This window comes from Microbulbifer jejuensis, from assembly GCF_047289955.1.
GTDB lineage: Bacteria > Pseudomonadota > Gammaproteobacteria > Pseudomonadales > Cellvibrionaceae > Microbulbifer.
In genome coordinates, this window is sequence record NZ_JBLBUB010000006.1 from 140,426 (window position 1) to 164,247 (window position 23,822).

Sequence of the window (23,822 nt, forward strand, 5' to 3'; positions counted from 1 at the left end):
CCCCGCAGTTCAGGTGTTATCTGTGTAACGCTGAACGGCACTGGTGCGGTTCAGGCGGCGCAGTGTGTCCAGTTTCTCTGCGATTTTCAGTTCCAATCCGCGCGATACCGGATGATAGTATTGCCGACCAGCAATGGCCTCGGGAAAGTAGTTTTCCCCCGCGGCAAAGGCATCGGGTTCATCGTGCGCATAGCGATACTCGGCCCCGTGGGACAGGCTTTTGGCCAGCTTGGTGGGCGCATTGCGCAAATGGATCGGCACCTCGTAACTGGGGTCGCGGCGGATATCCGCCACCGCGCGCTTATAGGCGCTGTACACCGCATTGCTTTTGGCCGCCACCGCCAGGTAGAGAATCGCCTGGGCGATGGCCAGCTCCCCTTCCGGGCTGCCGAGCCGCTCCTGCACATCCCAGGCATTGAGCGCCGACTGCAATGCGCGGGGGTCTGCGTTGCCGATGTCTTCGCTGGCCATGCGCACCACCCTGCGCGCGATATACAGGGGGTCGCAACCGCCGTCGAGCATACGCACAAGCCAGTAGAGCGCCGCATCGGGATCGGAGCCCCGCACCGATTTGTGCAGTGCCGAGATTTGATCGTAAAAATAGTCACCGCCCTTATCGAAGCGCCGCACATCGGCGCTGAGCACCTCGGCGAGCACAACCTCATCGACCTGCAGCGCCCCACCTTCCTCTGTGGCCAGGTCACAGGCAACTTCAAGCAGGTTCAGGGCACTGCGCGCATCCCCATCAGCGGCGCGCGCAATCTTCAGCAGCACCGCTTCTGGCACTGTGACATTGCGATCGACCAGTGCATCGTCGGTTTGCAGGGCGCGCTGCAGCAAGGCCAGTAAATCCGCTTCCGAAATACTGCGCAACAGGTAGACCCGGCAGCGCGACAGCAGCGCGTTATTCAGCTCAAAGGCCGGATTTTCCGTGGTGGCACCGACGAAGGTTACCGTGCCCTCCTCTACATAGGGCAAAAAAGCGTCCTGCTGGGCTTTGTTGAAGCGGTGTACTTCGTCCACAAAAAGGATGGTGCCGCGACCGGATTGCACCCGGCTCTGCTCGGCCTCCGCAACGGCCTGGCGGATATCCTTGACCCCGGCCAAAACCGCGGACAATGTCGAGAAACGGGCATCGCATTCCTGAGCCAGGAGCCGGGCAAAGGTGGTTTTGCCAACGCCCGGCGGCCCCCACAAAATCATCGAGTGCAACTGCCCGCGCTCCACCGCCTCACGCAGCGGTTTCCCCGTTCCCAATAAATGCGACTGGCCCACATAACAGGCCAGGGAGATGGGCCGCATCCGCGCGGCCAGGGGCTGATAGTTCCGGGGGGACTGAAACAGATCACTCATCTCTAATAACGTCGGTACCTGCGGGTGGTTTGAAGTCGAATACCGAGGCGGAAAGCTCGGGGTTGGCCTGAATGTCACTGAAAGTGATCTCGGTGGTCTGGCCCATGCTGTCGCGCACCGTAATCGCCGCGGGCAGCCCGTTTTTGGCAAAACCTATTTCCATGGCTTTAAAGGGCGCCGAGGGATTTTTCGGAACCAAGTGGTAGACGCCGTCTTTCAGGGAGACATTGAACGAATTGCGAATCTCTGCCACCTTGCCGCCGAGTAAGAGCGCAGGTGTTTCTTTGATGCGCTTGTCCACCGGCCGTATCGTCACCTGTTCCAGATCCGGATCGTAAAGCCACAGGGTTTTATTGTTGGTCACCAATAGCTGCGCGTAGGGATCCCCGGTTTCCCAGCGCAGTTTACCGGGCCGCTGTACAGAAAAGCTGCCACTGCTCTTCTGGGTCACTTTGCCGCGCTCATCAAGCAGGGTCTGCTGAAAATTGCCCGACAGCGCAGCGAGGGGCATAAGTCGCTTGCTGAGGTCATCGGTGGCATCGGCCCAGGCCCCTGCGGCAGCAACACTCACCGTCAACAGTAGACTGTGCAGAATGCTTTTCATAGTTGGATTCCAGTAGGTTGAGTTCACAAAGCATAATGGCGGGCCGGTGAACAGGCGCTTAACCCTCTTCCTGCCCGTCCGATGGCGCGTTCATTCAAGGGGGTGGGGGGGCCAATACCTCCCGGTTGCCGTTGTGCCCGGCCGGGGACACAACCCCTGCGGCTTCCATGGCGTCAATAATACGTGCGGCACGATTGTAACCAATCCGCAACTGGCGCTGCACAGAAGAAATGGAAGCCTTGCGTGATTTCGTCACAAAGGCGACTGCCTCATCGTAGAGGGCATCCGCTTCGGGATCCTCGCCCTCCCCCTCTTCAGATTGCAGCCCGGGCACCGGTATACTGTTGTTACTGTCATCGATAATGCCATCGATATATTCGGGTGTACCGCGTCGGCGCCAGTCGGCCACCACCTTGTGTACCTCGTGATCATCCACAAAGGCACCGTGCACCCGCACCGGCACACCGCTTCCCGGAGGCAGGTAGAGCATATCGCCATGGCCGAGCAACTGCTCCGCCCCACCCTGGTCGAGAATGGTGCGGGAATCCACCTTTGAAGAAACCTGGAAACCGATACGGGTGGGCACATTGGCTTTGATCAGGCCGGTGATGACATCCACTGAGGGACGCTGGGTGGCCAGCAGCAGGTGAATACCCGCCGCACGGGCTTTTTGCGCGATGCGCGCGATCAGTTGCTCCACCTTCTTACCGACAATCATCATCATGTCGGCAAACTCATCGATTACCACCACGATGGCCGGCAGCTTGTGCAAAGCCGGGGCCGTTTGTTCCCCTTCCGGAACGCTGGACATGGGGTCCGGCTGCCAAAGCGGGTCGGCAATGGGTTCTCCCGCCTCTTCGGCTTCCTCCACCTTGCGGTTAAAGCCCGCCAGGTTGCGCACCCCCAGCGCGGCCATCAGCTTATAGCGGCGCTCCATCTCCCCGACACACCAGCGCAGACCGTTGGCGGCGTCGTTCATATCCGTGATGACTGGCGTCAGCAGATGGGGAATACCCTCGTAAACCGACAGCTCCAACATCTTCGGGTCCACCAGGATCAGGCGCACCGCTTCCGGCGTCGACTTGTACAACAAGCTGAGCAGCATCACGTTGACGCCCACGGACTTGCCGGAGCCCGTGGTGCCCGCCACCAGCAGGTGTGGCATCTTGGCCAGATCCGCCACCACCGGCTGGCCGGAGATATCGTGTCCCAAAGCCAGGGTCAGGGGGGATTTGGCAGCTTCGTAAACATCGGCAGACAGTACCTCACTCAAGCGCACAATCTGGCGATTCTCATTTGGGATCTCAATCCCCACCACCGATTTCCCCGGGATGACCTCGACAACACGGACACTGATCACCGCCAGCGAGCGCGCCAGATCCTTGGCCAGATTGGAAATCTTGCTGACTTTAACCCCGGCTGCCGGCTGAATTTCAAAACGGGTGACCACCGGGCCAGGCAGCACAGAGACCACTTCAGCCACCACACCGAAGTCCTTGAGTTTCAGCTCCAGCAGACGGGATAACCCCTCCAGGGATTCCCGCGAGAAACCCGCCTTTTTATTCTGGTCCGCCGGGTCCAGTAAGCCCAGCGGTGGCAGAGCGCCGGTGACCGGACCGATTTTGAACAGCTCGCCCTGCTTGTCCTTGGTCGCGCGGGGACTCCGCTTTGGTTTTGGCGCCAGCGCTTCGATCTTCGGCGGCATTCTCTCCACACTGCGCCGCCTCTCCTCCTCCAAAGCGGCTTTGCGCACCACTATGGCCTCCCGTGCCACACGCTGTTCAGCGCGTTTTTGGCGCCAGTGTTTGTAGAACCGGCCGAACAGGGCGAAAAATCCAAGCGCAATGTGGCCAATGGATTCGGCCAGCCTGAGCCAGGAAAGTCCGGTGAACACGGTGATACCAATGGCAAAAATTGCCAGCAGTAAAATGGTTGCTCCCACATAGCCGAGGCTGGCTCCGGCGGCACCGGAAAGGGCCGCACCGATAATACCGCCATTGGAAAAGGGCAGCGGGGTCTCAGCCGGCGCGAAACAGAGGGTTGCCAGCGAGGCGCCGCTGGCAAGTACCAGCAGCAGGCCAAACACCCGTAGCAGGAACAGGGGCCCGTGAAAACGGGCACTGCGATCGCGCAGAATGCGATAGGCACGCCAACCAATCAGCAGGGGCAACAGGTAAGCCATCCAACCCAGCAGAGACAGGCCTACGTCGGCAAGCCAGGCCCCGGTGGGCCCAATTGCATTTTGGAACTGATCGGTTTGCCCTACATGGGACCAGCCGGGGTCCTGTGCATCGTAACTCAGCAGGCTGATTGCCAATAGCAACGCCCCCGCCAGCAGGGCGATCAGAGCCCCCTCTCTGATTAAGCGGGAAATCAGCGGATCCGGCAGGGTATCGCTATTCGCAGCGGTTTCCTCGGTTGCACTCTCGGCCTTCAAAGACTTTCCTCAATACAGTTTTGTTGTTGCCAAAACCCCGGCAAGGGGATCGGTTGCCGGGTGAATCATAAAAGAATTTAGCCCGCAGCGGGTATGCCTTCCCGTTTGGCCGCCCTGTCGGAGTGGACAATTTGGTACAGCAGCGGCAAAACAAACAGTGTCAGCAGTGTCGAGGAGATAATTCCGCCGATCACCACCGTCGCCAGCGGTCGCTGCACCTCGGCGCCAGTGCCGGTATTGAGCGCCATGGGGACAAAGCCGAGGCTCGCCACCAATGCGGTCATGAGTACCGGACGCAGGCGGATCAATGCGCCATCAACAATGGCAGAATGCAGTGCCCCACCCGCCCGGCGCAGCTGGCGGATAAAGGACAGCATAACCAGGCCATTCAGCACCGCTACGCCGGAGAGGGCAATAAAGCCCACCCCTGCAGAGATAGACAGCGGCATTCCCCGCAACCACAGGGCCAGCACACCCCCGGTAAGTGCCAGAGGCACGCCAGTGAAAATAATCAGCGCATCCCTGAGTGTGCCAAAAGCCATCACCAGCAGACCGAGAATCACCATTAGCGTCAAAGGTACAACGACCGAGAGGCGCTGGCTAGCGGATTCCAATTGCTCAAAAGTACCACCGTATACCAGCCAGTAGCCGGGTGGCAGAGGCACGTCGCGCTCGATCCGCGCGCGCGCTTCCTGCACAAAAGAACCGAGGTCCCGGTTGCGCACATTGGCGGTGACCACGACCCGGCGCTTGCCATTTTCCCGGCTGATCTGGTTGGGGGCCGGGGCCATCTCCAGCCTGGCCACTTCAGACAGGGGCACATAGGTGCCCAGTGGGCTGTCGGGGGGCAGGGGTACAGGGAGATCTCCCAGCTTTTCATAGTCGCGGCGCAGGTTCTCCGGCAGGCGCACCACCAGGGGGAAACGGCGATCGCCTTCGTAAATCAGACCGGCCTGCTCGCCGCCGATGGCAGTAGCCACCAGATCCTGCAGGGTTCGCAGGTCGATGCCGTAGCGTGCCAGCGCCAGCCGCTCGGGCACCACCGACAGTACCGGCAACCCTTCCACCTGTTCCATGCGGGCATCCGCCACCCCATCAATTCCGTTCAATACCCGCAGTATTGCATTGGAAGACGCCTCCAGTTGTTCCAGGTCATCGCCAAACACTTTGATCCCCAAGTCTGCGCGCACTCCGGAAATCAACTCATTAAAGCGCATCTGGATTGGCTGGGTAAATTCGTAGTTGTTACCCGGCAACTGCCGCACGGCCTGTTCGATATCCGCCACCAGTGCTTTCTGGGGCAGTTTCGGGTTGGGCCACTGGTCCCGCGGTTTCAGAATGACAAAATTATCGGCCACATTCGGCGGCATCGGGTCGGTTGCCACCTCCGGCGTACCGATTTTTGCAAAGACCTTGTCCACCTGGGGAAACGCCCCGATGCGCGCCTCCAGCAAGCGCTGCATTTCCACCGACTGCGCCAGTCCGGTGCCGGGGATACGCAGGGCGTGCAGGGCAATGTCGCCCTCATTGAGCTGCGGAATAAATTCAGACCCCAGGGTGGTTGCCAGCCAGCCGCAATACAGCACCAGTGTCACTGCCCCACCGAGCACCCACCAGCGCACCTTCAAGGCGGCCAGCAACAGCGGCCTGTAGAGGGATTTGGCGGCCACAATCACCCGGTTTTCCCGCGCACTGATCCTGCCGGTCAAAAACACCGCCACTGCGGCGGGCACCACCGTCAAGGAGAGCACCAGTGCGGCGAGCAGGGCCATCACCACCGTGGCCGCCATGGGGTGGAACATCTTGCCTTCCACCCCGGTGAGGCTGAACAGCGGTATGTAAACCACGGTGATAATCAGCACACCGAACAGACTCGGGCGAATCACTTCGTTGGTGGCCAGAAATACCAGCTCCAGGCGCTCCTTGAGCGGCAGCTTGCCGCCATTGCGGTGCTGGGCCTCCGCCAGGCGGCGAATGGCATTTTCCACAATAATCACCGCACCATCGACAATCAGGCCAAAATCCAGCGCTCCCAGACTCATCAGGTTGGCGGACACCCCCACCTGTACCATGCCGGTAATGGTGGCGAGCATGGACAGGGGAATGACCGCTGCGGTAATAACGGCGGCGCGGATATTACCCAATAACAGAAGCAGAACCCCAATCACCAGAAGCGCCCCTTCAACGAGGTTCTTGCGCACCGTGGAAATGGCTTTGTCCACCAGAGTGGTACGATCATAGACCGCCTCAACCCTGATACCCTCAGGCACGGTGGATTGCACCCGCTCGAGGGCTTGTGCCACATTGTGCGCGACCTCGCGGGAGTTTGCCCCCACCAGCATCATGGCCGTACCCAGCACGGTCTCGCGCCCATCGCGGGTGGCGGCGCCGGTGCGCAGCTCCTTCCCAATCGCCACCTCCGCCACGTCGGAAATTTTGACCGGTACCCCGGCGCGACTGGTAATCACCACATCCTCGATATCCGCAATAGTGGCCAACTGCCCGGGAGAGCGGACCAGTAACTGGCGGCCGTTATTTTCCAGATAGCCGGCACCGCGATTCTCGTTGTTGCGCTCAAGCGCTGCGGCAATGTCCTGCATGGACACGGCAAAATTGAGCAGCTTGCGCGGATCGGGTGTGACATGGTACTGCTTGTTATAGCCGCCGATGGTATTCAATTCAGTGACACCGGGCACCAGTGAAAGCTGCGGTTTGATGATCCAGTCCTGGATTTCCCGCAATGCCGTAGTGTCGTAGGGCTGCCCGTTTGGCTGGGTGGCACCGGGCAGGGCTTCCACCGTGTAAGTGAAGATTTCCCCCAACCCGGTGGCAATAGGCCCCATCTTCGGCGCGAGACCCGGGGGGAGCGCACCCTCAATCGCGCCAAGGCGGCTGTCGATCAGGTTGCGGGCAAAGTAAAGATCGGTGCCCTCTTGAAAAATCACCGTCACCTGTGACAGGCCGTAGCGCGACAGGGAGCGGGTATAGGCCAGGTTTGGCAGTCCGGACAGTGCGGTTTCCACCGGGTAGGTAATCCGCTGTTCCACTTCCAAAGGGGAGTAGCCCAGTGCCTCGGTATTGATCTGTACCTGGACATTGGTGATATCTGGGACCGCATCAATCGGCAGTTTCTGATAACTCCAAAGCCCCAGGCCCACCAGTACAAAAACCAGGGACAACACGAAGTAGCGCCGCTCAATAGAGAAGCGCAGGATGCTCTCAATCATCTCATGGCCTCACTCAATGGCTGTGCGCAGCACCGGATTTTTCAAAGTCCGCTTTGATCAAATAGCTGTTTTCTGTGACATAGCGCTCGCCCACAGTGAGGCCGCTGAGCACTTCCGTCACAGTGCCATCGCTGCGGCCCAGTGCCAGTGGGCGGGCCTCATAGGTTTGCCCGACTTTGACAAACACCACCGTAGTTTCGCGCAGTGGTTGCAGCGCGCGGTTCTCCACCACCAGGGGAACCCGGTTTTCACTGGTCACCACCTGGCCCTGCACCATCAGATCCGTGGTCCACAGATTGTCCGGATTTTCAATCAGCGCGCGGGCTATGGCAAAAGGCTGGCCGTTGCCCCCGGGGGCGAGACTGGTAATGGTGGAATCAAAAGTGCGCTCCCCTGCGCTGATGGACACCCTCTGCCCGCGGCTGATCTTGTCTCGGCGCCCGGGGAATACCCTCAGTTCCGCCCACAGCCGGCTGTAGTTGGCAATGGTAAACAGCACCCGCTCCCCACTGAACTCCCCGAGGCTGGCCTGTTTGTCGATAACCTGTCCGCGGATTGGCGCCACCAGGGGATAGACCTGCAGGCTGTCATTGGATTCAATGGCCGCGAGCTTTTGTCCTTTTTCCACCAGATCCCCAAGTCCTTTCTCGATGGCCACAAGCGTACCGGGATAGCGGGCGCGCACATGGCTGATACTGCGGTGGTCAATCGCGGTTTTACCGTACAGGGTGACACTTTCCCCAATGGTGCCGGGGCCTGCTACGGCCGTCCTGATACCTGCTTTGTGCGCGGTTTTATCCGGGATCTGTATACGGCTTTCACGGAATTTATGCTCCCGGTGAGCCCGCTCGCCGCCGTGGGACACCTGTTCGCCAGGGTAGTTGTCATGACGGTTTTGCTCTGTTTCAGTGGTATGGGTCTGGCCCGCGACCGAGAGCCCCGGAAAGAGGAGCGGGAGTATCAATAGCACCCGCTGAATGATTTTCTTTGCTCTGCTCATTACTCAATCCAAAATTATTGACGGCTTTCCAAGCCCAGAGGCCCGAGTGGCCCGGCGGTCAGTTGTTCAATCTCGGCACCGAACAGCAGCACGGATCGCGCCGCCTCAATTCGGGCGCGCTCCGCACCGATTAACGCTTCCCGTGCGGCAATCAGATCCAAATAGGAATCCCGCCCGTGGCGATATGACCGCTCCACCTCCCCGAGTGCCTGGCGAAGGTTCGGGATAACGGAATCCTGCAGCGTGAATACTGTGTCGAGGGCCTGCTTGCGGTTGGAAACGGCGAGGTAAAGTTGCGGGTAGAGTTGCAATAGCGCGGCTTTTCGGCGCAGTGCCACAGCTTCCAGTTCCGCCGTGGCACTGATCAGGGCGCCCCGGTTGCGTTTGGCGGTAAACAGGGGCAGATTAAAACCCGCCAATGCGGTTGTCTCATCCACCGCCCTGTTGACCAGAACGCCGGCGTACCAGCCCAGATCCGGGCTGGAGTTGGCCTGGACCAGGCGCAGTTGCGAGGCCCGCAGGCGCTCTTCGGAAGCGAAGCGGGCAATTGCCGGGTTTTCCTGTGCACGGGCATAGAGTTCCTCAAAGCTGGCACCGGGTGCAAAGCGGTATAGCGCACGGGCATCCACATCGAATGCCTGCTCCGGTTGCCCCCAAAGTGCAGACAGCGCGTACTTGCGATAGACCAGCATGCTCTGCTCGGACTGCTCGGCCAGAACCGCTTTGGCCAGTGTGGATTCTGCGCGCATTCGCTCTGAAACAGGACTGGCCGCGGCAATCACCCGCTCACTGACCATTTTCAGTGTTTCCCGTGCCAACGAGACCTTCTCTTTGGCGAGCACTACCAACTCCTCGGCAGCGAGCACCTGCGTGTAGCGGCGGATCACTTCGCCGAGCAAATCCAGTGCCCTGGCCTGTTCTTCGGCAATCAGCACATCGAGTTGGGCGCTGACCACATCGACTCGCATCTGGCGCTTGCCGCCCAGCTCAATCACTGAAGACAACGCCACCACCAGCTCCAGCTCATTTGCGGCGGCGTCCTCAGGATCGGGCGCCTCATCCGGTTCATCACCGCCGAAATGCTTGCGTTCTGTCTCAAACCTGAAGTCGAAGGCAGGGCGCAAGGCCGCCGTTCGCGCGGCACCAGCCAGTTTCTTTCTCTGTAACGGGAATACCGCGAGTTGTGGGTTTTGCGCCAGCGTCCGCGCGATGGCATCCGGCAGTGTCAGCAATTCCCCCTTCTGCGCAACCACAGCCTCCGCAGGCAAGTACAAAATGGCCACCACGAGCGGCCAGGCGGCCCGGCGGCAGGTCACGCCCGCAAAGAGCCTGTGGAAAAAATCCATGAATATCTCCCAAGTCACATCCCGGTTGGCGCGAGCGGGCCTTTCGACGCTCTGTTCCCGCGCAGCAATACAACAATCAGACTTGGGTTATAGGTGGGCGCAGAAGGGGTGCAAAGTAACCACTAGGTACAGCGACGCGTGCTAACTCGCGATAAATAATGCCGCCCCGGCGTATTGGTAGAAAGGGTTGCCCCAGCAGCCCGGTAAAAGAGCTTCCGTGGCAGTGGCAACAATGATTACAGAAATCCAGAAGAGGCGCTGAGAGATCGGGCTCGCCGGCGGCAGACATGCCCTCTAATTCGGCATGGGTGTAGGCACTGCCCGGTTGATCCGCCGGGGACTCACCAGGCCCATCCACCGGGTCCAGATGGTGCAGGGAAAAATGACCGGAAACAGCCTGCAAGGCTTCGTGACTGTCATAGAAAGCACCCGCCGTCTGCAGAACCAGAAGCGCAACCAGCAAAAATGACCATCGGACAACGCACATAGCAGCAGATCATAAGACTCTTACGCTGGACTCTAGCAAACAAGTCCGGTCAGCTCAAACAGATCCACCATCAGCCAATGGGCTCAACAGGTAAATGCCGGGCCAGTCATCATCAATCCCACAGCCTTATCCGCCTCCCGGTCCTTTGCCGCCACCTTTCACGAATCAATTAACTACCGTTTGGCTCCTCTTTTAGAGCTTCGCGCTCACGGTGATTCAAAGACCAGTAACCGCCGCAGGGCAGAGGCCGCTGCTGTCGGTAGCGCTACCAATTTTCTGATCATGCCCCTGAGCGGGCAGACTACTTTTTGGTGTCCTCAGGCCCGCCTTCCACATAGGATTTACTGATTCGGCGCAGTATTTTCAGCTGTTTGCCAAAGTTCCGGCATGGCGTGCACATCGCCAGATGAAACCTGAGCCTGGCCTGCTCACGCACATTCAGGCTGCGCTCCTGGGATTCGGACATCAGCCGTGTGGCTTCCCGACACGATTTCATCAAACTCAACCCTCCACGCCAAACCAGTTATCTTCAAGACATTCGCGCAAACGCAATCGTGCGCGATGGAGTGTCACATTCAGGTTGCTCACAGAAATTTCTGCCGAGGCACAGATTTCGTGACTCTCCAGTTCTATGAACTCCCGCATCATAAAAAGCTGCGCCTGGCGTGCGGGAAGATGGCTGAGACAGGCTTCAAAGATCCTCCAGAAATGCTTGTCATAAATTGCCGACTCGGGATCGACCCACTTCTTCGGGCGCTCACTCTTTTGCCAGTGGTCGCTCTGATCAAACAGCTCATCGTGATTGTGCGCCTCCCTATCCTTTCGCACGAGCTGGTCTGCATCGACAAAGCGCCGGCGCTGCCGCAAGATATCCGCAATCTTGTTCTTAAGGATTGCAAATACCCAGGTCTTCAGTGCCGAACAGCCGCTAAAGCTACGGGAGTTCTTCAAGGCCCCCATCAAAGCCTCCTGCACGGCGTCTTCCGAAAGTTGGGCGTCTTGCAGTTGCAAGCGGGCAAATCGCAGCATCTGCTGGCGTAAATCCACAAGAAACTGTGAATTTTGCAGAGATGCTTGCGCACTTGATCCAGGAGAGGCGTCAGGGGTAAGGTGATCGCTCAATTACGTTCCCTCATAATCTCAATGCAGAAACTGAGGATAGTAACCAAAAAACCAGAATTATCTAATAAACAGCCTCAACTGGCATCAAAAGGCAATTTTCCCTTTTTGCCAGGCACAATTACTTAGTCGTGAAAACACTGCGCTTGTTACAGACGCCAGGCAAGGGCAAAAAGACACGCACCGGGGCGCACTGTTGTCCCATAAAAATCACCCCGACAGAGGTATGATCAATGCACGAAATTGTACAGGAATACTACGGACGCCAACTAAAAGGCACCTCGGACCTGAAAACCGATGCCTGCTGCGATGCCAGTGCCGTACCCGCTTGGCTCAAGCCATTGCTGGCAAACATCCACCCGGAGGTTCTGTCGCGCTACTACGGTTGTGGGCTCGTGTGCCCACCATTGCTGGAGGGCTGCCGGGTGCTGGATCTCGGCTGTGGTTCCGGCCGCGATGTCTACCTGCTGTCGCAATTGGTGGGCGCTTCCGGGGAAGTGGTTGGCGTAGACATGACCGATGAACAACTGGACGTAGCCCAGCGCTATTGTGCGCACCACGCCGAGACATTCGGTTACAGCAACGTCACTTTCCTGCACGGCTACATCGAACAGCTGGCGGATCTCGACTTGTCCCCCGGCAGTTTCGACGTCATCGTATCCAATTGCGTCGTGAACCTGTCTACCGACAAAGGCGCTGTGCTGCGCGGTTTGCACCGGTTGCTGAAGGAAGGGGGCGAATTTTATTTCTCCGACGTCTATGCAGACCGGCGGGTACCAAGCACCCTGCGCTCGGACCCGGAACTTTTTGGTGAGTGCCTGGGCGGCGCCCTCTATTGGAATGACTTCCTGGCCCTGGCGCAGGACAGCGGCTTCCGAGATAGCCGACTGGTGGAGAGCCGCCCACTGGAGGTCACCAACCCTACCCTCTCCGAGCGCTGCGGCTCTGTGGGTTTTTATTCCGCCACCTACCGCCTGTTTAAGCTCGAACAGCTTGAGAAGGACTGCGAGGACTACGGCCAGGCGGTGGTCTACAAGGGCACTATCGCCGGCAGCCCGGACAAATTCACCCTCGACGGGCACCATACCATCGAGAAAGGCCGGGTTTTTCCCGTGTGCGGCAATACCTGGAGAATGCTGGCCGGAACGCGACTGGCCCCGCACTTTGACTTTATCGGCGACTTTTCCCAACACTTTGGGCTCTTCCCTGGGTGCGGCCGCGAAATACCATTTGGCAACGGAGGAAATCAGGATTCCGAGTCAGGGGGCCAATGCTGCTGAGGCGCTGCCAGGCATACTCCGCGAAGCTACAACCATCTGCGAAAATCAGGATTGGCACGGATCGGCGGCTTTTTTGATTAAGCCGCCGATCAGAAGCTTTGCCGGGGGACATCCTGCAGCCATCAACCCAATCTTAAAAAGTGATCCCCCTCGATCACCGAACAGAGAAAGCGGGGGATCGTCTCCTCAAGCCAATAGGTTGGGTACCAAAGACTACCACTGACAAAACCCACATGCCCCCCCTGCTGCGACACCTCAAGCTGCACTGCCGAACTGACCTCCTGCCCGGTGGGAATGGCCGAGGGACAGACAAAGGGATCATCAATTGCGTTGATGATCAGTGTCGGTACGCGAATATCTTTTAACAGGGGCTTGCTGGAGGCCTGGGTATAGTAGTCATCCACATTGCGGAACCCGTGCAGGGGTGCGGTAAACGCATGATCAAAACAGCGGAAATTGACGAAACTGCCCCCGTCATTCACATTCGGCAGGACCGCTGCCATACCTGGGTCCGCCGCCTTCTGCCTGAGTGTCATGCGCAGACAGCCCAGCAGATGGCGCTGGTACAATTTCGACAACCCGGTATTGATACGGCGACTGCAGGCATGCAGGTCCATCGGCGAAGACACCGCAACCGCAGCTACAATTGTGCTGCAGGCTCCATCCTCCCCCAGCATCTTGAGCAATACATTGCCCCCGAGGGAATAGCCGACAACCATAATGGGCGTCGAGGGAAACGCTTTTTGCAATTGGCCAACCAACCAGCGCGGGTCTTCGCTGTCTCCGCTGTGGTAAGCCCGGGGCAAACGGTTGGGAATTCCACCACAGCCTCGGAAATGCATCACCGCGACCTGGAACTGACGTTTCAGCAGAGATGCCATCAACCCCTGGACATAGGACGACCTAACAGACCCTTCCAATCCGTGCAGCACCAATACCAATGGGGAGGCGGGGTTATCTTCCAGAGGGCGGGGGGCATGCAGTGCAAGGCAATCGCCGTCGGGGGTTTCATACCATCGACAGTCAGTGCCTATCCAGGGGGAGGGACGGTGGAAGCGGCCAAAAACCGTTTGCACATGACAATTGCCGAGGCCAGTGGCAGGTGAGAACTTCTCCATCATTTATTCGGCCCAGCTGACACTGTGGGTCCCCCGCATGCCCTTCAGGTAACGCCAGCAGTGGCGAATCCAGAAACCTGTCGCACAGATGCGGATTGAAACACCGACCCATAACGCAGACTGACCAAGCAGAACAGATTTCGCATCTATACGGGCACTCCGATTGTCCCCCCAAACCATATACGAACCCATTCAGTATATAACCCACGCCCCCCGGCTGCCGCAGAGTAACCTGCAGCCGGATTGATATACCCGGCCACTATCACAGCGGGCACCAGGTACAGTGACGCCGATTCCCGATTCCCGATTCTGACGCAACTGCAGGGACCGTGTGGTTTTCAAGGTTCTGTACGAGCCTATGGCCGGCGCGGCTAAGATCCTCTCCAAATCCGGCAGCCCGCTTGCATTTGGGCCAGCGTCAATCGCTCCCGGCAGGCCGGTAAGCCCAGGCCCTAGGCACTGCCGAGCCAGCGCGCCAGCGTTTCCCGCAGCAGGTCCTTGTTGAGGGGTTTGGTCAGGTAATCATCCATTCCAGCCAGCAGGCAACGGCCTTCAAACTGCTCTTCCGTGGTACTGGTAAGCGCGACGATGGGCAGGCGATCACCCGGCCTGTGTTCAGACTCCCAGCGCCGGAGCACCTCGATGATCTCCGCACTGTGGTCCGTATTCTGCTGACAGTCCACCAATACCAGGTCGTAGCGGCCATCGGAGAGGCGTATCAGCGCCTCTTCGACATTGGCGGCGACATCCACTTCATAGCCCAGCACCTGCAGCATGTCTTCTGTTACCCACTGGTGTGGGCGAGACTCCTCCACCAGCAGCAGGGAAAACTGGCGCGGTTGATCGGCACCACCGGCTAATACGCGGTGGCGGGTCCTTTTTGCACCACCGAACAGACCCGCTACCACGGCGTCGTGTAGCTCCTTGTGGGTGGCCGGGCGACCCAGGCTCTGGGCAGGCGGCAGCACCGCTTGCAGGCGGGCAAACGCCGCCTTCTGGCCAAAGCCCATCAGGCAAACCAAAGGGCATGCCTTTCCCTCCGATTGGGCCTTTGTGAAGAAACGGGTCAGTGAATCCAACAGGTGAGTGTCTCCCATGGCAGGCGCCAAAACGACCAGCCGGTTGCGCTCAATAGCCTGATCCAACAGCTGGTATAAATCATTTTCGCAGCCGGAACACCAGCGCCAGGATTCTACTTCCATGCCGAAGGAGCGGAGTATCTGTGCCAGACCAATGATAAAGAGCCCTTTCTGGTGAAGCAGCAACGCTTCACCATCCTGCAAACGCCGGTCCGGCGTGAGGTAAGTCCGCTGGTTTGGCTCCACGATGAATTTGATCACCACCTGATAGCGGTTGCCATCCGGGGTAGAATTTAGCTGCAGACAGCCGCCCATGGCCTCGGCCAGGCCTTTGGCAATCGACAGGCCCAGGCCGGTGGTCACCTGGGTGGTGTCCACACGGGAAAATGCACCGAACAGTTCGCTCTCGTCGGGGAGAATCTCACCCTGCCCATCGTCCATCAGGGAAATGTTCAATTGCCCTTCAGTCGCGGTGACCGGGGTGAAACTCACTTCACCCCAGAGTTCGCCACGCTGGGCGATACCGGTAGCGGAATCCACCAGGTTGCGGATCAACTGGGCGGTTTTGCGGTTATCCCCGGTCACCACCACTGGCAGATTGTCATCGATCTGGAAGTTGAACTCCAGATTGTGGCCGTGGGCGGCGCGGGCGGCAAACTTGAAGGACTTCTCAAGGGTTTTGACCAGATTAAACGGCCCCTCGCGCAGGCGGATATGCTTGCGCGCCACACGCGTGAACAAACCCACATTGTCCACCAGCTTGAGCTGCTGGGTGCCGGCGCTCTTGGCCAGTTTCACCCACTCCCGCTGGCGTTCGTTCAAGGGTTCCGCCTCCAGCAGTGCCAACGCCCCCAGGGCTTCCGATAACTGGCTGCGAAACTCCTGGCCGATATTGGCGATAAACTCGTTGGTCAGCTCCACCGCCGCCTCGGAGTGCGTGCGTGCCACGGCGAGTTTGCTGGCACGCTGCTGCAGCTCCTGCATGGCGGACAGCCCCTCCCAATAGTATTTCGATTGGCCGCGCGCCTGGTGTGCGGAAAGCCAGATAAAGGTGAGTGTGAGGGCGCCGTAAATGGTGCCGAGGAATAATCCAGAAATAAGCGCCACTACTGAGGCGGGCAACAGGGCGCCTGCGATAACCCAGGTGAAGACACGGTGGTAGGGAGCGAAGACCGGGAACACACTGGAGAAGAGGATAACGGTGTAAAGCCAAAGAAAGTGTGTTTCAGGCGCAAACCCCATCAGGTACACATAGCAAACCAGTATCAGTCCCCACCAGCAGGTCGCAAGAATGGTGAGAACGAAGTAGCGGTTGCGCCAGCGACTCGGCCCGGCACTGTATAAGCGGTCGAAACCGAATACAAACCAACCCCGCACTGCCGTCAACACCACCAGGACAATTCCAAGGAACAACAGCAACTGGGGGTGCTCCAGGCGCATATCGCCGATCATGGCAGCGATCACAAAAGCGCACAGTGTCAGGATGATGCCCCGCCGGCTGTACTTGGCAATACGCACGTCGGTGGCCCGGCAGAGACGCCGGTCTTTTTGCACCTTGAGTTCAGGGCGATCAATTAAAGGCATTGCAACCTTCCCCGGGACGCTGTGTATACCGTGGCATAGCAGTCACTTAACCTATTCCGAGTACTTCGACCAGTACCGTTTTTATAATAAATCCGAGCAGTCCAAGGCCCAGCGCCAAAAACAGAATAAAGGTCCCAAACCTGCCCGCCTTGGAGTCCTTGGCCAGGCTCCAGACGATAAACGTCATAAACAGGATGAGCGCACCTATCCCCAACCAGAGAGCATAGTGTTCGAACTGCTCAAATGTCATGGGGATATCCGCTTAAAAAAGTGGCGCGCATTGTACAGTGCTTGAAAACAACTGGTAAGGCTTTTCAAAATACAGTTGACCAACGCAGTCACTACCTATGACCAACAATTCACATCTCGCGATGGCAGTCGCCCTCCTCCTGGGCCTCTGTACCGCAGCGCAGGCGGCGAACTTCCTTCTCTCGGTAGCGGCTGTCGTGCCAACACCTGGGCAGGGGTTCACCGGACAGAAAGCACAGCTCTGTCTTGTCGAATACCTCAGGGTCCTGCACCTCCTCACCCCAGAGGTAGCGGCCAACCACCGTCAGTTCATAGGGGTTTGAAAGCGTTACAACATCGGCCACCTCTACCAAATGCCTGGTGGTTACATCTTTGAACAGCATAGTGGCACCTTTTTCCACTTTCTGATTTCAGTATAGGGTTTCGGGTGACAATTTCGGATAAATGTGCCGGTATCCTCTGGCGTAAGGGCGCTGTCCATCGCGCCTTCCTGTAGAAACCAGCGCGTGACTCTCTGGTAAAAAAAACGATGTATAGGAACGGAGGCGTGTGGGAGCCCGCCCCCGAGGGGCAGCGGGTGGTGCTAAAAAGGCCGCGATCAGCCTTCGATAGTCAGGCGCGCAGAGACCATGCCCTGCTCGGGAAGGGCGTCCAGGTTGATGGTGCGCACGGCGAGCTGCGCCTGTATCAGCTGATTCAGCCAGGGCTGTAGGTCCTGGTAGCGGACCTCCTCGATCCACAGGCGGATGCGGTTGTCTCCTTCCGGTTCGAAACGCTTGATGGCGACCTGGTGCTGTTTGGCGGCGCCTGTCACCCGTTGCAGCAGGGTGCCGGATGCCTTGGCGCCGGCGTTGGCAGGCGTGATGCGCCCCAGTACCGGGCGCTGGGATTGCATCCAGTGGACCAGCTCGCGGGATTCCTGCGCGCGGGCGTGGGCCTCATCGAAGAAAGTCTTGGCCGGCACGAACAGGCCGTAGACGATAAACAATCCACCGGCAACAAAGCCGAGAATGCTTAAAGCGCGCTGGTCACTGGGGGACAATTCCCGCCATTTCTGCCGCCACTGTTCGATCTGTTCTTTCATTTTGCACTACTATCAAATATTTTCTGCATTTGGGCAAGTTGCCCGCTTACCCACCCGGCAGCCAACATTTGCCGGATACATTAAAGATCAACGCAAACGCACGCGACCGGATACCCCGTCTTTCAGTTCATTGGCCCCGAGCAAATCGGCGCGCAGGCCGTTGCCGGACAAACTGCTGACAAAGGCATCCAGATCCGACAGGGTGGACGCCTGCAGTTGCAGTACCATCTCACCGCGCTGTCCGTCAAAACGCAGAGACTGTATCTTAAGTTCTTTACCCCTGTGCTCGGTCCACACCCCACTCAGTTGCTGCATCTGTGTGGAAAAGGCACCACCCTGGCTGCCGGCATTCTTGAGCAGGCCCTCGAGTTGTCGGCGCAACTGCGCCGAAGGGCGCGTATTGGGGAACAATTCCGCAAACAGGGCACGGGCTTGGCTTTCCGCCTGCTCGGCCTGCCACTGATAGTAGGCCCCGGCACCCACAAAGAAGAGCAGTTGGGCAGCAAAGCAGAAAGCGGCCACCTTGGCCGGTTTCAGCCACCAGACGCGCTCCGCATCACCGCCCGACAGTTGGTAATCCCCGCTCAGAAGATTGCCGAGTTTGCCAGGCATAAAACGCTGCAGAAAAACCGTTTCCGGCGCTGTTTGGTTGCACTGTAAACGGTCACCGAAGAGCGATTCCAGCTCGGCCACAATAAGGCCGTCGCCCTCCCCCGCGCCCAGCAGCACCAGGCTTTTCTCCCCCGGCTCCCCGGTGGTCTCCCCCTGCGTGTGCTCCGGGGCACTGTCGTCCAGAATCGAGCCGAGCAGTGGTTGCAGGTATTCGCGACGGAACGTCAGCCCCTGGCCGCTGTGCTGCCAGAGATGGGCCTGTTCATGCTCGAGCCATAGGACCAGGTCATCTCCGAGCAGATCCAGCACCTGATATTCCGCCACGGCCGCCACCAGAGGCCATTTCAGTCGCTCCACCTGCGTGTGCAACGCAGCTATTTTGTTTCTGGCAACCGCAGTGATACTGCACTGGTCGCCCTCCCTGGGGGCACAGGTAAAGTGCAGATTCTCGACGTCCTCGGCCAGGCACTCCTCCACCATATAGCCGATCGCATTGGCCTGGCGCCGCGCGGCTTTGGGTATCGTCTCAACACCACTCCAGACCCAATTTCCAGGCAACAGCAGTAGCGCCCTGGTACCCTCGGGAAAACTCGGCGGTGCCATCGTTTCCGGGGTGTCTGTGGCCTCATATCCGGGGTTGAACGCTGAAAGAAAGGCATCATCAAGCGCCACCTGCTCCCAGGAAGCGTCTTTCCATTGGAACAGTTTCAGGCTGTTATTCGCGCCCTCGGTAAGCCGTAGCAAGACTAGGGAGGGTGCTGGCGGGGTGGCAGGCATGCCGATTTCATTCAGGCTTTTCTTTGTAAACATACGATTTTATGGGCTATCCACTCTCTTCACTCTCGGGTGTCGTCGCCGTCGAGAAGCTCCTGCATCATTGCTAAGGAAAAAGTCCGGCGCTGGCGCTGGAGCACTTTGGCCTTTCCATCGGAGTCATCCAGCCACAGGGCCGTCTCCCAATACTGACGGTAATCGCCGGTATCTCCCAGTTGGACAGCAATACGGGCGATAAAGTACTGGCTGTGAAAGGCAAAATAGGTCGTTTTGCTGATATTGAGATCAGCCAGATCTCCGGAATCGTGCAGTATGCCGTCGGATTCACGCAACTGTTCCAGCTTGGCCATATCCACCGCTGGGTCTACCGCTTCAATCAATTCCCGGGTGGCCAGGTTGATATTGATCTTGGTGTCACTTTCCGGCAGTGCGCAGAGGAAGGGGGCCAGTTTCTGCCAGTCCTCCGCTTCCATCCCCTGCACCGAAGACAGCTCGGATATCTCACTGATTTGCGTGTCCGGGGTGCGGTGGGCCATTTCCCGTCCGAGGTAGCCATCATCCTCGGTGGCCGTGGAACGGGGCGTGTCCCCAGTGTCAATCCAGTCGGCGATGGCCCCGGCCAAATCCAACTTGCCGGTGACATCGCGCACCAGCCGCTGGAAGATAACAAACAGATCGGGGTCACTGCTGTCTTGCAGAGTATTGACATTGAAACATGAATTCAAGTCTTTGATATTGATGCGGATTTTCCCATAATCGGGATTGAACTGCAGGGCCGGTGCGGCCCAGGCCTCCAGCGCATGGTCGGCGGAATCCGCCGCCGCTTTATCCTCTTCGAAGTCCTTTTCCAGAGCGACTCTGGCCCAGGCCTCGGCGCCCCCGACAAACTCCGCCAGTTGGGTGTTGGCAAGCAACGCTCCACTGCGGGTGATGGCAATCTGGTCGCGGATGATGGCATGGGTGACCGCAGCAATGGCGATCACCATCACCAGCAGCACCGTGATCAGGGCAACACCCCGCTGGTGGCCGAAAGCATGCATTGCGTTAACTCCTTTTTTCACTACCGCCGCCCCCTGGACCACTTCACGGGGAATTAGCCGGTGGGGCATCGGCACTGACCGTGGGCAGGGGAAAGATTCTGCGGATTTCACCATGCTGACGGGTGAGCAACACAAACTCTATGGCCTTTGGCAGGCGGGCATCGGCACTGGTGGGGGGAGTCGGGCCACCCACCGGCGGCCACTGGGTAACCCAGGCATCGCTGGCGGGATCGAAATAGCGCAGAGACAGGCTCTCCACCCTCATCATCAGGGGTTCCACCAGCGGCTCCGAATCCGGGGCCCTGTCCAAAACCTGCCAGCGGCTGCGCAGCAGCAGGGCACCCGGGTCCTCCTCTTCTGTAAAGGAACTGCGTTCATCGGCTTCCAGATAGCCAATGCTGTAGGCGAGGCGCTGCAATTCACCCCGTGGCTCCGCGGTGAGGTTCGCCGCACCCAGCCGGGTAAACTCGAATTCATCCTCATCCCCACGCAGTGCCGGTTCATAACCGCTGCTATAGGCATCCTTGACCGGTCTCGCGGTCAGCTGACGCAGGTCGTCCTCAAGGCGATACAGGGCCATGGAGAACCGGCGCAGGGTTTCCGCACGCTGCTCAACCAGCCGGTCGGTACTGTTAAAAATATCCAGCAGCGCAAAGGAGCCGACACTGATAATGGCCACCAGCACCAACACCACAAGCACTTCGACCAGGGTAAAGCCGGACTGGCCTTTGCATAAAGGGGGGGGCGTCATACCAGCTACTCCCTTGCCGCCCAGGCATCCAGGGTGAGGGTCGGGTTTTCCGCATCGGGATGGCGCACCTGGATAATGATATGGCGCAGGCGCTCTTCGTTGGTGTCCTCCACCCGTGCAGCCACCGCCCACTCGCGCAGGGCAAAAGTGACCTCTTCTGTCTGCTCGCCCACCGGGGGCCAGGGGGTTTGTAAGCGCATCTGGGAAAGCACCTGTTGCGCCACCCAGTTGGCGGCGAGCCGCTCTTCCATCACGCGCTGCTGGCGTACGCTGCGCTGCGTCGCCTGCAGCACGCTGGCGGCGATGACACCGAAGATCACCAGTGCAACCAGCACTTCAACCAGGGTAAAGCCACCCTGGGGCGCACAATGCCTGCGGTTAAAATGCATCGGCCTGCCACTCCAACTGCAAGCCGTACAGGCTACTGTAGGAAATCGTGGCCCCCCGGGCAAAGTCGCCGTCCTCCACCAGGTACACCACCAGCTCCACCGGCAGGACCTCCCCACTGGAAAGGGCCACAAATTGGGGCCTCGCGTCCACTGCTTCGTCACTCTCCTCCTCGGCAAACTCCGTCGACTCCGCTACGGGGAGTTCCGCCTCGGCAATCACTTCCAGGCGCACATTGGGGGGGAGTTCATGCATCATAAAGCGCGCTGCGCGGGCACCGGCCAGGGCGGCATCCGGGTCCTGCCAGGCCATTGTGGCGGGATCAAAACGCACCACGCGGTAGGACTCGGCCTTGAGGACCACGCCGTAATGGACCTTGTCGATCAAGGCGCGATCCGCGACCAGTTGCAGCAGTGCGGAAAGGCGCTGGACCTCGCCGGTCCAGACCCGCGCGCCGGAACTCCCCAGGGAGAGAATGGCCATCCCCGCCAGTGTGGCAATGATGACAATCACTACCAATATCTCCACCAGGGTAAACCCACGGCTGTGAGCGGGTCTTTTTCGACCGTGTCTTCTGTGCATGCGGCGCTGCCTGACCTTGGCCTACAGGTCCGCGACGAAGATGTCGGCGGCTTCGCCCTCGCCACCGGGCTTGCCATCAGAACCCAGGCTGAAGAGGTCAAAGGCACCGGCACTGCCGGGACTGAGGTACTGATATTCATTGCCCCAGGGGTCTTTGGGCGCTTTTTTCAGGTAGGGTTCGGTCCAGTTCTTGACTTCCGGAAAGCCGGACGGGCGGGCAACCAACGCCTCCAGCCCCTGGTCGGAGCTTGGATATACGAAATTATCCATGCGGTACATGTCCAGTGCCGTTTCGATTGCGCGCAGGTCCACCCGGGCCGCCTTCATGCGGGCCTCACCGGTTCTGCTGAGCACATTGGGTACCACCAGGGCACCGAGAATGCCGAGGATCACGATGACCACCATGATCTCGATCAGGGTAAAACCGCTGCTTCTACGTACACTTTTCATTTTCTTCTCCTCATCACCTGGGTTCAGGGTGGCCCGTGGTTAAATAACCAGTTCATTCATGCTTAAAATCGGCATCATAATGGCCATTACGATAAACAGTACGATAGCGGCCATCACCAGTAACATAATCGGTTCGAACAGGCTCACAAAAGCGGTTACCGCCCCCTGCAAATCCTGTTCCTGGGATTGAGCCGCACGGTGCAGCATCTCGTCCAGGGTACCGGATGACTCTCCGCTGGCAATCATATAGATCATCATTGGCGGAAAATATCCAATATCCTCCAGGGCCCGCCGCAGACTGCCGCCCTCACGTACCGACTTTTGTGCGGCCTGCAAACGCTCCTTGAGAAAATCATTGCTCATCACGCCGCCGGCAATCCCCATCGCCTGTACCAAAGGCACACTGCTGCCGGTAAGGATCGCCAGGGTGCCCACATAGCGGGCACTCTGACTGCCGCGCACGATCCAGCCGATCAGGGGCAATTCCAGCAGGCGGTGATGAAATCGATATCGCACTGCCGGGCGGCGCAACATCAGGATAATCCCGGCGACGACCACCCCCAGTGCGGGCGGCACCAGCCAGCCCCAGGCGGAGATAAAATCGCTCAGGCCGACCAGGATGCGGGTTGCGAGCGGCAGCACCTGGCCGGTCCCGGTAAATACCTCGATCACGTCCGGCACCACATACACCATCAGACCGGTCACCACCAGAACACAGATAAATACCAGCACCACCGGGTAGATCAGCGCCAACTGCACCTTCTGGCGAAACTGCTGCTGCCCTTCGGTATAGTCACCGAGGCGCTCAAGGACGGTATCCAGGTGCCCCGAGTGCTCGCCGGCCTCCACCGTGGCGCGGTAGAGTTGGGGAAAAGCCCGGGGAAAGCTGCCCAGTGCCTGAGCAAAGCTGTGCCCTTCCAGCACCTTGCCACGCACCGCCAACACCACCCGGCGAATCTTCTGGTTGCGGCTCTGGTTGGCGATGGCCCCCAATGTCTCTTCCAAGGGGATTCCCGCGCGCAGCAGGGTGGCAATCTGGCGGGTCAGCAGGGCCAGATTTTTGATACTGAGGCCGGGACTGGCGGACAAAAAATTGCCGGCTCCCTTTTCAGCCCGCTCAGTGGCCGGAGCCACCTCCAGGGGCACCATGCCCTTTGCGCGCAACTGCTGGCGCGCAGCGCGGGCACTGTCCGCTTCCAGGGTACCGCGGCTCTTGCGGCCGGAAGCCGCGAGGGCGGTGTATTCAAACGCGGCCACAA

Annotated in this window: 22 protein-coding genes; 1 reads left to right on the forward strand and 21 read right to left on the reverse strand. The window is 59.0% G+C overall.

Annotated elements, in window-relative coordinates; all coding sequences use genetic code 11:
• Positions 1-9: 9 nt before the first annotated feature.
• The 9 genes from ACL7TT_RS05705 to ACL7TT_RS05745 all read right to left on the reverse strand — a co-directional run bounded on the left by ACL7TT_RS05705 (position 10) and on the right by ACL7TT_RS05745 (position 11,576).
• Positions 10-1,353, reverse strand: coding sequence for a replication-associated recombination protein A (locus tag ACL7TT_RS05705; protein ID WP_413393829.1), 1,344 nt, complete (start codon positions 1,351-1,353; stop codon positions 10-12).
• Positions 1,346-1,957, reverse strand: a complete 612-nt coding sequence (lolA, locus tag ACL7TT_RS05710) for an outer membrane lipoprotein chaperone LolA (protein ID WP_299942852.1) — start codon at positions 1,955-1,957, stop codon at positions 1,346-1,348. Before lolA ends, ACL7TT_RS05705 begins: the two co-directional genes overlap by 8 nt.
• A 94-nt stretch (positions 1,958-2,051) precedes the next feature.
• Complete coding sequence (locus ACL7TT_RS05715) at positions 2,052-4,394, reverse strand: DNA translocase FtsK (protein ID WP_299942854.1); 2,343 nt, start codon at positions 4,392-4,394, stop codon at positions 2,052-2,054.
• Positions 4,395-4,471: 77 nt separating this feature from the next.
• Positions 4,472-7,621, reverse strand: a complete 3,150-nt coding sequence (locus tag ACL7TT_RS05720) for an efflux RND transporter permease subunit (protein WP_413393831.1) — start codon at positions 7,619-7,621, stop codon at positions 4,472-4,474.
• Between the two features lie 13 nt (positions 7,622-7,634).
• Positions 7,635-8,621: an efflux RND transporter periplasmic adaptor subunit gene (locus tag ACL7TT_RS05725; protein ID WP_413393833.1), complete on the reverse strand. Its 987-nt coding sequence runs from the start codon at positions 8,619-8,621 to the stop codon at positions 7,635-7,637.
• A gap of 14 nt (positions 8,622-8,635) precedes the next feature.
• Positions 8,636-9,967: a TolC family protein gene (locus tag ACL7TT_RS05730; protein WP_413393835.1), complete on the reverse strand. Its 1,332-nt coding sequence runs from the start codon at positions 9,965-9,967 to the stop codon at positions 8,636-8,638.
• A 76-nt stretch (positions 9,968-10,043) separates the two neighbouring features.
• Complete coding sequence (locus ACL7TT_RS05735) at positions 10,044-10,454, reverse strand: hypothetical protein (protein WP_413393837.1); 411 nt, start codon at positions 10,452-10,454, stop codon at positions 10,044-10,046.
• Positions 10,455-10,755: 301 nt separating this feature from the next.
• Positions 10,756-10,950, reverse strand: coding sequence for a zf-HC2 domain-containing protein (locus tag ACL7TT_RS05740; RefSeq protein ID WP_299942925.1), 195 nt, complete (start codon positions 10,948-10,950; stop codon positions 10,756-10,758).
• Between the two features lie 5 nt (positions 10,951-10,955).
• Entirely contained in the window at positions 10,956-11,576 is a 621-nt protein-coding gene (locus ACL7TT_RS05745) for an RNA polymerase factor sigma-70 (protein WP_299942863.1), read from the reverse strand.
• 230 nt (positions 11,577-11,806) lie between these two features.
• Between ACL7TT_RS05745 and ACL7TT_RS05750 the strand changes: the two genes are divergently transcribed.
• Complete coding sequence (locus ACL7TT_RS05750) at positions 11,807-12,853, forward strand: methyltransferase domain-containing protein (RefSeq protein WP_413393839.1); 1,047 nt, start codon at positions 11,807-11,809, stop codon at positions 12,851-12,853.
• A 122-nt stretch (positions 12,854-12,975) separates the two neighbouring features.
• Here ACL7TT_RS05750 and ACL7TT_RS05755 read toward each other — a convergent pair whose 3' ends face one another.
• The 12 genes from ACL7TT_RS05755 to gspF all read right to left on the reverse strand — a co-directional run bounded on the left by ACL7TT_RS05755 (position 12,976) and on the right by gspF (position 23,820).
• Positions 12,976-13,974, reverse strand: coding sequence for a hydrolase (locus ACL7TT_RS05755; RefSeq protein WP_413393842.1), 999 nt, complete (start codon positions 13,972-13,974; stop codon positions 12,976-12,978).
• A gap of 449 nt (positions 13,975-14,423) precedes the next feature.
• Positions 14,424-16,634: a hybrid sensor histidine kinase/response regulator gene (locus tag ACL7TT_RS05760; protein WP_413393844.1), complete on the reverse strand. Its 2,211-nt coding sequence runs from the start codon at positions 16,632-16,634 to the stop codon at positions 14,424-14,426.
• Positions 16,635-16,680: 46 nt separating this feature from the next.
• Positions 16,681-16,884, reverse strand: coding sequence for a DUF2788 domain-containing protein (locus tag ACL7TT_RS05765; RefSeq protein ID WP_299942870.1), 204 nt, complete (start codon positions 16,882-16,884; stop codon positions 16,681-16,683).
• A 109-nt stretch (positions 16,885-16,993) separates the two neighbouring features.
• Positions 16,994-17,266 carry an acetyltransferase gene (locus tag ACL7TT_RS05770; protein ID WP_299942872.1) on the reverse strand — a complete coding sequence of 91 codons (273 nt, stop codon included), beginning with the start codon at positions 17,264-17,266 and terminating at the stop codon, positions 16,994-16,996.
• Positions 17,267-17,481: 215 nt separating this feature from the next.
• Positions 17,482-17,967, reverse strand: coding sequence for a type II secretion system protein GspM (gene gspM, locus ACL7TT_RS05775; protein ID WP_413393847.1), 486 nt, complete (start codon positions 17,965-17,967; stop codon positions 17,482-17,484).
• An 87-nt stretch (positions 17,968-18,054) separates the two neighbouring features.
• A complete protein-coding gene (gene gspL / locus ACL7TT_RS05780; protein ID WP_413393849.1) occupies positions 18,055-19,389 on the reverse strand; it encodes a type II secretion system protein GspL in 1,335 nt (444 codons plus the stop codon).
• 26 nt (positions 19,390-19,415) lie between these two features.
• A complete protein-coding gene (gspK, locus tag ACL7TT_RS05785; RefSeq protein WP_413393851.1) occupies positions 19,416-20,393 on the reverse strand; it encodes a type II secretion system minor pseudopilin GspK in 978 nt (325 codons plus the stop codon).
• Positions 20,394-20,436: 43 nt separating this feature from the next.
• Complete coding sequence (gspJ, locus tag ACL7TT_RS05790; protein ID WP_413393853.1) at positions 20,437-21,144, reverse strand: type II secretion system minor pseudopilin GspJ; 708 nt, start codon at positions 21,142-21,144, stop codon at positions 20,437-20,439.
• A gap of 5 nt (positions 21,145-21,149) precedes the next feature.
• On the reverse strand, positions 21,150-21,533 hold the full coding sequence (gene gspI / locus ACL7TT_RS05795) for a type II secretion system minor pseudopilin GspI (protein WP_413393855.1): 384 nt from the start codon (positions 21,531-21,533) through the stop codon (positions 21,150-21,152).
• The gene (gspH, locus tag ACL7TT_RS05800; RefSeq protein WP_413393857.1) at positions 21,523-22,113 is read right to left on the reverse strand and encodes a type II secretion system minor pseudopilin GspH; all 591 of its coding nucleotides are present in this window, start codon (positions 22,111-22,113) and stop codon (positions 21,523-21,525) included. Before gspH ends, gspI begins: the two co-directional genes overlap by 11 nt.
• Before the next feature lie 21 nt (positions 22,114-22,134).
• Entirely contained in the window at positions 22,135-22,563 is a 429-nt protein-coding gene (gene gspG, locus ACL7TT_RS05805) for a type II secretion system major pseudopilin GspG (protein ID WP_299942885.1), read from the reverse strand.
• 39 nt (positions 22,564-22,602) lie between these two features.
• Positions 22,603-23,820 (reverse strand): type II secretion system inner membrane protein GspF, encoded by a 1,218-nt coding sequence (gene gspF / locus ACL7TT_RS05810; protein ID WP_413393859.1) that lies wholly within the window; start codon positions 23,818-23,820, stop codon positions 22,603-22,605.
• Positions 23,821-23,822 lie beyond the last annotated feature (2 nt).

Coding starts and splice junctions, on each gene's coding strand:
- ACL7TT_RS05705 (WP_413393829.1), bottom strand. CDS start 1,353: ATGAGTGATCTGTTTCAGTCCCCCCGGAACTATCAGCCCCTGGCCGCG.
- lolA (WP_299942852.1), bottom strand. CDS start 1,957: ATGAAAAGCATTCTGCACAGTCTACTGTTGACGGTGAGTGTTGCTGCC.
- ACL7TT_RS05720 (WP_413393831.1), bottom strand. CDS start 7,621: ATGATTGAGAGCATCCTGCGCTTCTCTATTGAGCGGCGCTACTTCGTG.
- ACL7TT_RS05725 (WP_413393833.1), bottom strand. CDS start 8,621: ATGAGCAGAGCAAAGAAAATCATTCAGCGGGTGCTATTGATACTCCCG.
- ACL7TT_RS05730 (WP_413393835.1), bottom strand. CDS start 9,967: ATGGATTTTTTCCACAGGCTCTTTGCGGGCGTGACCTGCCGCCGGGCC.
- ACL7TT_RS05735 (WP_413393837.1), bottom strand. CDS start 10,454: ATGTGCGTTGTCCGATGGTCATTTTTGCTGGTTGCGCTTCTGGTTCTG.
- ACL7TT_RS05740 (WP_299942925.1), bottom strand. CDS start 10,950: ATGAAATCGTGTCGGGAAGCCACACGGCTGATGTCCGAATCCCAGGAG.
- ACL7TT_RS05750 (WP_413393839.1), top strand. CDS start 11,807: ATGCACGAAATTGTACAGGAATACTACGGACGCCAACTAAAAGGCACC.
- ACL7TT_RS05755 (WP_413393842.1), bottom strand. CDS start 13,974: ATGATGGAGAAGTTCTCACCTGCCACTGGCCTCGGCAATTGTCATGTG.
- ACL7TT_RS05760 (WP_413393844.1), bottom strand. CDS start 16,634: ATGCCTTTAATTGATCGCCCTGAACTCAAGGTGCAAAAAGACCGGCGT.
- ACL7TT_RS05765 (WP_299942870.1), bottom strand. CDS start 16,884: ATGACATTTGAGCAGTTCGAACACTATGCTCTCTGGTTGGGGATAGGT.
- ACL7TT_RS05770 (WP_299942872.1), bottom strand. CDS start 17,266: ATGCTGTTCAAAGATGTAACCACCAGGCATTTGGTAGAGGTGGCCGAT.
- gspM (WP_413393847.1), bottom strand. CDS start 17,967: ATGAAAGAACAGATCGAACAGTGGCGGCAGAAATGGCGGGAATTGTCC.
- gspL (WP_413393849.1), bottom strand. CDS start 19,389: ATGTTTACAAAGAAAAGCCTGAATGAAATCGGCATGCCTGCCACCCCG.
- gspK (WP_413393851.1), bottom strand. CDS start 20,393: ATGCATGCTTTCGGCCACCAGCGGGGTGTTGCCCTGATCACGGTGCTG.
- gspJ (WP_413393853.1), bottom strand. CDS start 21,144: ATGACGCCCCCCCCTTTATGCAAAGGCCAGTCCGGCTTTACCCTGGTC.
- gspI (WP_413393855.1), bottom strand. CDS start 21,533: ATGCATTTTAACCGCAGGCATTGTGCGCCCCAGGGTGGCTTTACCCTG.
- gspH (WP_413393857.1), bottom strand. CDS start 22,113: ATGCACAGAAGACACGGTCGAAAAAGACCCGCTCACAGCCGTGGGTTT.
- gspG (WP_299942885.1), bottom strand. CDS start 22,563: ATGAAAAGTGTACGTAGAAGCAGCGGTTTTACCCTGATCGAGATCATG.